Raw genomic sequence first — 7304 nt, 5'->3', positions numbered from 1 at the left:
CATCACACCGTCCACCGCGCCAATCCGCACGCCACGCACTAACCCTTGCCCACCACGCCAACCAGTGCTCCCGGGGGGGGGGGGCCCCCGGCCCGGGGCCCCCCCCCCCCCCGGCCCCCGCCCGCCCGGCGCGGAGAGCCTGTGGCCGCGCCCCCTAGAGCCACAACCCGCCCGGCCCCGGGAGCCCGTTGTCGCGTCTCCGAAGGCCATGACTGCCCCGAACACAGGGACGTTGGCCGACAAGCGGCCGTGCTCCGAGCCCCGCCCGGTCCTGCGACCTATGCTGTGTGGCCCCGTTCTGGAACGGCCTCGGCGGCCTGTCGCGTCGATGGGCCGACGATGCGTGGAGGGCCATGACCAACCCGCACCTGCCGCCGCAGCCCCCGCCCCCGTCTCCCACCCCGCCACTCCCAACGGTCTCCCCGCACGCGAGCGAAGCCACCCGGCTGCTGTGTACGGGGACCTATCTGGACGCGGCGTACCGGGACCGGGTCATCGAAGAGCTCTACCGCGCCGAGCACCGGACCGTCGCGCCCTCCCTCGGCTTCGACGCCACCCGGGTCCTGGCCCACGCCGTGCGCGCCAGACGGGTCGAACTCGCTTGGCTGTGCGGCGTGTTGGGATTGCTCGTGGTCGGGACTGCGGTGTCCGGGGGGTGGTTGCTGATCCTGGTGGTGCCCGGGCTCCTGCTGACCTTCGGACAGCGGCTACGGAGCGAGGCCGGCGCACGGGGCCGTGGCCGGCGATTCGCCTTCGCCCTGCACTGGGGAGGCCGATTCTTCCTCGCCCACCTCGTCTTGCAGAGCCTGCGGGTCGGCTTCGGTTGGGAAAGCCACGAGAAGGACAAGCCCAAGAAGAATGACGAAGCCTCAGACCCGTTCGGCAACGCGTCTGCTGGCAACGACGGTTGGGACTTCTCCCTCCTTTCCCCCTTCGACCTGTTATTCTCCGACTCGGCCTTCAAGCCGGGCTCCCCGTTCCAGTCATGGTCGGGGCTGGCCGTCCTGCTGGCGATGGCGGTGTGCGTCGCCGGAAAACAGATGCACTTCATACGCGTGTTGCGCGGTGAACTGTCCCCGGAGCAGTTCCCCGAGCTCGCCCATGACCCGGCCGAACGGATCGACAGAGACCGGTTCGCCCGGGTGAAGCGGCTCATCCGGCGCGAGCAGCACGCCCCGTTGGTCCGCTATCACGAGGCGCGTCCGTTCTGTGGCGCCGGCACCGCGTACGACACCTGGGTACTCGCCGTCGAACTCCGGCCGAACCCGGCGGCGCAGCAGCAACCCCTGGACAACGCCACGGTGCTGGCCGCGGTGCGCCCCTTCCTCGAACAGTTGCGGGAGGTGTCCGGGGCGCCGGGGCAGCGGAACCGCGTCGTACGGGACCGGCTGCGCCAGTTGCAGATCGACGAGTGCGTGTTCATCCCCGTCGAGGGCCTGTCGAGCCGGGATCAGGCCCGGTACGGCCCGCGCGCGTTCGAGCAGCATCGGCTCCAGGCGATCGAGGAGGGCGGCGAGCTGCGCCGCCACTTCCTGCGCATCCGGGTGCACGGCTGGGAGGACGAGTTGGTCGTCACGGTCTTCGTACGCGTCCACACCCAGGGCCGGATGCTGATGCTGGAGGTGGCGCCGCATGTGCTGCTGCCCATCCGCGAGGACTTCAAGGACGCCGACCACGAGGCGTACCGCCTGGCCAATCAGAACCTCTTCGGCAAGTCGGTCAACGTCCTCACACAGACGGCCAGCGCGCCCGGGCAGGCGCTGATGGCCTTCGGCCGGCGCGCCGTGCACAACTGGCGGTGGCCCACCGGGGAGTCCAGGAGCGACGAACTCCCCGAGGGCCCGGCCCTCTCGGTGCGCGAACTCGCCGCGGAGCCGAGCGGATCGCTCTTCCAGACGATGGACGTCGACCGCTACCTGCGCAGTGTGCAGGACCGCATCGCGTACGGCGTGAAGACGGCGCTCGTGGCCGCCGGATACCAGACGGACGAGTTCGCGCAGAAGGTCATCTACATCAGCAACGGCGGCATCAACATCGACTCCGTGGACCGCAGTACCTTCGCGGTGGGCGACCACGCCCGGGCCACCACGACCGGTGGCGAGCCGCCACGACCCACGGCAGGCTGACGCCGCCGGGGAGGAGACGACCGCCATGAGCAGTACGGAGCCACAGCCCCAGATCCACATCGGCGAGGTGTCCGGCAGCACGTTCGCCATCGGCAGCCATGCCGAGGCCAGGAGCTACCACGGGACCGGCGCGGCCCCGGACCAGGCGACGGACGACCTCCTGACCGCCCTGCGGGAGTTGCGGGCGGAGCTGTCCCGGGCGGAGCCGACCGACGGTTCCGCCGACCTCGATGCGGCGCTCGCGGACGCGGAGGACGAGATCACCCGGACCGGCAGCGCGGGGGAGGGGCGACTGCGGCGCCTGCGGGCGCTGTTGGGTGACGCGGTCGCGGTGTCGGCCGTGGCGGCTTCGGCGGCGGCCGTCGCCGCGCAGTTGGGGATGTGAGGGGCGGGTCGAACCCGCGGCCGGGGGGGCGCGGGCGGCGCGCGGCGGGGCCGCCCGGCCGGTGAGTCAGGCCGGCCGCTGAGCCAGGCCGGGCGGGGGCGGCTGTTGCCCGGCCCGGCTAGGTGGCCGTCGTGACCGCGTCCGCGTCTGTCTCTTTGCCTGTGACGGCGCCCTTACCCGTGACCTTGACCGGGTCTGTGCCTGAGTCCGTGCCCGTGACCTTGACCGCGTCCGTGCCCATGGTCGTGGACGTGACCGTGGCCGCGTCCTTGGTCGCCGACTCCGGTTAGCGCTCGGCGGGTTCCCCGTGCTCCCCGGCCGCCGCCGACTCCGATTCGCCGGTCGTGGGCTCCATGGGCTCCGCGGCTTCCTCGGCCGCCGCCCCCGCCCGGTCCTCGCCAGCCGTCGCCGCCCCCGCCCCGCGCCGCGGGACGATCACCGGCGAGCCGTCCACCGGGGCGGCCAGCACATCGGCCGGTACCCCGTACAACCGCTCCACCAGCGCCGCGTCCACCACCGTGCGGGGCGGGCCGGCCGCGACCACCTCGCCGTTGCGCATGGCGACGATCGTGTCCGCGTACCGGGCGGCGCTGGTCAGATCGTGCAGGACCATCACGACGGTACGGCCGGCGGTGGCCACCTCGCGGACCAGTTCCAGGACCTCCACCGCATGGCCGAGGTCGAGCGCGCTGGTCGGTTCGTCGAGCAGGACCACCGGGGTCTCCTGGGCCAGCACCATCGCCAGCCAGCAGCGCTGCCGCTGGCCGCCGGAGAGTTGGTCAAGGCGCCGGTCGGCGAGCGGGGCGACGCCGGTCGCGGTCAGCGCGGCGCGCACCGCACGCTCGTCCTCCCGGGACCACTGGCGGAACAGGCCCTGGTGCGGATGGCGGCCGTACCGTACGAGCCCGGCCACCGTCACCGCCTCCGGAGCCTGCGGGGACTGCGGCAGCAGCGAGACGCGGTGGGCCGCCTGGCGTTGGCGCAGCCGCCAGACGTCGTCGCCGCCGACCCGGGCGGTGCCCGCGTGCGGCTCGTGCAGCCGGGCCATGGCGCGCAGCAGCGTGGACTTGCCGCAGCCGTTGGGGCCGACGATGGCGACCACCTGGCCGGCCGGCACGGTCAGGTCAACGCCGCGCACGGCGAGGTGGGCGGGGCCGGACCTGCCGGTGGCGCCCGCCGGGTAGCCCGCCTTCAGCGATTCGACGACGAGTTCCACGGTCAAGCCTTTCTGGACGGGGAGCCGCCGAACAGTACCCACAGCAGGAACGGTCCGCCAAGCACACTGGTGATGACGCCGACGGGGATCTCCACCGGGGCGACGATCCGGCCCAGCGCATCGCTCGCCGCCACCAGCGCCGCGCCCACCAGGGCCGAGCCGACGATCGGCACCCGGCCGGGCCCGTACAGCTTGGTGGCGATGACCGGCGAGGCCAGGGCGACGAAGGCGATCGGGCCGCCGACGCCGACCGCGACGCCGGCCAGGGCGACGGCGAGCGCGAGCGTGAGGCCGCGCAGCAGCGGCACGTTGAGGCCGAGCGCCGCGGCCACGTCGTCGTCGAACCGCATCACGTCCAGCCGCCGGCCGGCCACCAGCGCCAGCGGCACCAGGACCAGCAGGCACAGGGCGAGCGGTTCGCCCACCCCGTAGTCGCGCCCGCTGAGGCTGCCGACGCTCCACAGGAAGACGCCGCCCGCCGTGTTGTCGTTCTGTCGGGACATCACCAGGTCGCTGACGGCGCCGATGACGGTGGAGACGCCGATGCCGACGACCAGCACCCGGTAGCCGCGGGTGCCGGCGCCGCCCGCGCACAGGACGACCAGGACCGCGGCACCGGCCGCGCCCAGCGGGCCGAGCCACCAGTCGCCGACCATGGCGGTGGAACTGCCCACCACCGAGGCGACGACGGCGGCCGTCGCGCCCTCGTTGACGCCGATGACGTCGGGGGTGGCCAGCCGGTTGCCGGCCAGCGTCTGGGTGAGGCAGCCGGCGATCCCGAGCGCCGCGCCGACCAGCAGCCCGACCACGATCCGCGGCAGCCGGAACTCCTGCACCAGCATCACGGTCAGCGAGTCGCCGGTGCCCAGCAGGCCGCTCAGCGAGTCGGACGCGCTCATTCCGGTGGAGCTGGCGAGGGTTGCCAGCGCGACGATGACGGCGGTGAGCGCGGAGAGCGCGAGCGAGACCAGGGCGGCCCGGCGCGGGAAGAGCCAGGACAGCGTGCCGGTGCGCAGCACGATGCTGTCGGTCGGCGCGACGCGCAGCGCGTCCGCGACCCGCGCCGCCGCGGGGGAGGCGTGCAGCGTGCCCGTGCCCCCGCTCCTGCCCTGCGCCGTACGGGAGATGTCCGGCATGTCGGGTGTGGTGGCCGGGTCGGGCGCGGCGGTCGGATGGGGTTCCTGGCCGGTCACGAGCCGCCTCCCGGAGTGCCGAGGCCGAGCAGCCGGTTGGTGCGGGCGATCCAGATCAGGAGCGGCCCGCCGATCAGTGCGAGCAGCACGCTCACCGGGGTCTCCCAGGGGCGGATGACGATCCGGGCCGCGATGTCGGCGGCGAGCATGACGTTCGCGGCGATCAGCGCGGAGAGGGCGAGTTGGGCGGTCAGCCGGGGCCCGGTGACCAGGCGCGCCGCGTACGGGGCGAGCAGTCCGAGGAAGGCGATCGGGCCGGCGAGTGCCACCGCGGCGCCGGCGAGCAGCGTCACCGCGCCCGCGATGACCAGCCGGATGCGCCCGGGGTGGTGGCCGAGTGCGCGGGCGCTGTCGTCGCCGAGGGCCAGCGCGGACAGCGGGCGGCTGGCGCCCACCGCGATGGCCAGTCCGACGACGATCAGCGGCGCGATGGACAGCGCGGTACGGGTCTCCACGCCGGCCAGCGAGCCGATCGTCCAGTAGCGGTACACGTCGAACGTGGACTGCGTGCCGAGCAGGACGTACGAGGTCATGCCGTGGAAGGTGGCGCCGAGCGCGGACCCGGCGAGCACCAGCCGCAGCGGCGATGCGGCGGCCCGGCCCGAGGCGGCGAGCAGCAGCACGACCGCGCTGGCCGCCATGCCGCCGGTCAGCGCCCAGACCAGCACGCCGTACGCCGACTCCACGTCGAAGTAGGTGAGTCCGATGACCACGCCGAGCGCGGCTCCGGAGTTGACGCCGAGCAACCCGGTCTCGGCCAGCGGGTTGCGGGTGACGGCCTGGAGCAGACAGCCGGCGGCGCCGAGCGCGACGCCGACCAGGACCGCGGCGATGGTCCGCGGCAGCCGTACGTCCACCACGGCCAGCCGCAGCGCGGCGTCGGAACGGGCCGACGCGTCGCCGAGCAGATAGTCCAGCGCGCGCCCCATGGGCGTCTTGCCGGAACCGATGAGCAGTGACAGCAGGCACAGCACGAGCAGGGCCGCGACCAGCGCGGCGGCAGCCCACAGGGTGGGGCGGTGCCAGCGGTTCGTGGGCCTCGTCACGTCGAAAGGAGGCCCGGCCTCTTGCGCAACGGACATGAGGTTAGCCTAACCTCGCATGTGATCCGGGGCGCCGGGTGGGTCGTCGGATCCACCTGTGGTTCGCCATGCCCCGGTGGTGCGGGACCTCCGTTGCGACCAGCGGCGGGGCCCGTATGGCAGGTCCGGCGGCGGCAACGCCCGTACGCCGGCTGAGACTTCGGAGAACCGCATGACCTCGTCCCCCCTGTCCCCGTCCCAGGCCGAGCGCCGCGCGGCTGCGGTGCGTTCGCCCCGTACGCGGCTGACCGCGGTGACCGCCCTCGCCCTCGTCTCCGCCCTCGCCCTGTCCGCCTGCGGATCGGATGATTCGGACAAGGGTGGCGACAAGGTGAAGGATGCGCGAACGGTCAAGGACGCCACCGGTGCCGACGTGAAGGTGCCCGGCAAGGTCGAGCGGGTCGTGGTCCTCAGTGAGATGGACCTGGACAGCTCGCTGGCGCTCGGCGTGCAGCCGGTCGGTCTGACGGCGGGTCGGGGCCAGCAGGGCGCCCCCGAGTACCTGGCGGACAAGGCCAAGGACATCACCGTCGTCGGCGCGGTCACCGGCCCCGACGTGGAGAAGGTGGCCACCGCCAAGCCGGACGTCATCCTCGCCGGGCAGATAGCCGACGCGCAGGTGCTCAAGCAGCTCAAGGCCATCGCGCCGACCGTGGTGACCGTCGGCAAGGCCAAGGACTGGAAGGCCGCGCTCACCCTCACCGGCGAGGTGCTGAACAAGCAGACCGAGGCGAAGGACTTCCTGGCCGGCTACGACCAGCGCGTCACCGAGGTCAAGAAGGGCCTCGGGGCCAAGGCCGGCGCGAAGGTCAGCGTGGCCCGCTACTCGGCCAAGGGCACGGCCGTGATGCAGCAGGGCGTGTTCATCAGCGACGTGCTGAAGGACCTGGGCTTCAAGCGTCCGGAGCTCCAGGACAAGAAGGGCGCCGGACACTCCACGCCCATCAGCGACGAGGACATCCAGCAGATCGACGGCGACTGGCTGTTCATCGGCACCCTGGCGTCGAAGGGCAAGGACGCCGACCTGTTCGGCGAACTCCAGAAGAAGCCCGCCTACCGTCAGCTCGGCGCCGTCAAGGGCGGCAAGGTGTCGGTGGTCGACGGCTCGAAGTGGACCAGCCTCGGCGGCTCGCTCGCCGCGATGTCCGTACTGGAGGACATCGAGAAGGCGATGGGCGCCAAGTAGTCGACGGACGGGGGGGGGGGGGGGGGGGGGGGGGGGGGGGGGGGGGGGGGCGCGGGGGCGCCGCGCGGGGGGGGGGGGGGGGGGGGGGGGGGGGGGGGGGGGGGGGGGGGGGGGGG

The 7304-nt window shown here is 73.4% G+C and carries 7 protein-coding genes; 4 read left to right on the top strand and 3 right to left on the bottom strand.

What is annotated here, in order from left to right:
• The first annotated feature begins 353 nt into the window (after positions 1-353).
• Together AAHZ94_RS24985 and AAHZ94_RS24980 are read left to right on the top strand one after the other, a co-directional pair.
• Positions 354-2126, top strand: a complete 1773-nt coding sequence (locus tag AAHZ94_RS24985; protein ID WP_349995391.1) for an AbeC-like domain-containing protein — start codon at positions 354-356, stop codon at positions 2124-2126.
• Between the two features lie 25 nt (positions 2127-2151).
• Positions 2152-2511: a hypothetical protein gene (locus AAHZ94_RS24980; protein WP_349995390.1), complete on the top strand. Its 360-nt coding sequence runs from the start codon at positions 2152-2154 to the stop codon at positions 2509-2511.
• 286 nt (positions 2512-2797) lie between these two features.
• Here the strand turns inward: AAHZ94_RS24980 and AAHZ94_RS24975 are convergent, their stop codons facing one another.
• Genes AAHZ94_RS24975 through AAHZ94_RS24965 form a run of 3 tightly spaced genes read right to left on the bottom strand, consistent with a single transcriptional unit; the run spans position 2798 to position 6002 of the window.
• Positions 2798-3727: an ABC transporter ATP-binding protein gene (locus AAHZ94_RS24975; protein ID WP_349995389.1), complete on the bottom strand. Its 930-nt coding sequence runs from the start codon at positions 3725-3727 to the stop codon at positions 2798-2800.
• A 2-nt stretch (positions 3728-3729) separates the two neighbouring features.
• A complete protein-coding gene (locus AAHZ94_RS24970; RefSeq protein ID WP_349995388.1) occupies positions 3730-4920 on the bottom strand; it encodes a FecCD family ABC transporter permease in 1191 nt (396 codons plus the stop codon).
• On the bottom strand, positions 4917-6002 hold the full coding sequence (locus AAHZ94_RS24965) for a FecCD family ABC transporter permease (protein WP_349995386.1): 1086 nt from the start codon (positions 6000-6002) through the stop codon (positions 4917-4919). Before AAHZ94_RS24965 ends, AAHZ94_RS24970 begins: the two co-directional genes overlap by 4 nt.
• 172 nt (positions 6003-6174) lie before the next feature.
• Between AAHZ94_RS24965 and AAHZ94_RS24960 the strand changes: the two genes are divergently transcribed.
• Both AAHZ94_RS24960 and AAHZ94_RS24955 read left to right on the top strand, forming a co-directional pair.
• A complete protein-coding gene (locus tag AAHZ94_RS24960) occupies positions 6175-7188 on the top strand; it encodes an ABC transporter substrate-binding protein (protein WP_349995384.1) in 1014 nt (337 codons plus the stop codon).
• A partial coding sequence (locus AAHZ94_RS24955; RefSeq protein WP_349995382.1) for a hypothetical protein occupies positions 7113-7304 on the top strand: 192 nt, incomplete at its 3' end. The genes AAHZ94_RS24960 and AAHZ94_RS24955, both read left to right, overlap by 76 nt.

The sequence above is a fragment of the Streptomyces sp. HSW2009 genome, assembly GCF_040240285.1.
Lineage (GTDB): Bacteria > Actinomycetota > Actinomycetes > Streptomycetales > Streptomycetaceae > Streptomyces.
Note: the sequence above shows the minus strand (reverse complement) of the source record. Positions and strands in the feature narration are given on the sequence as shown.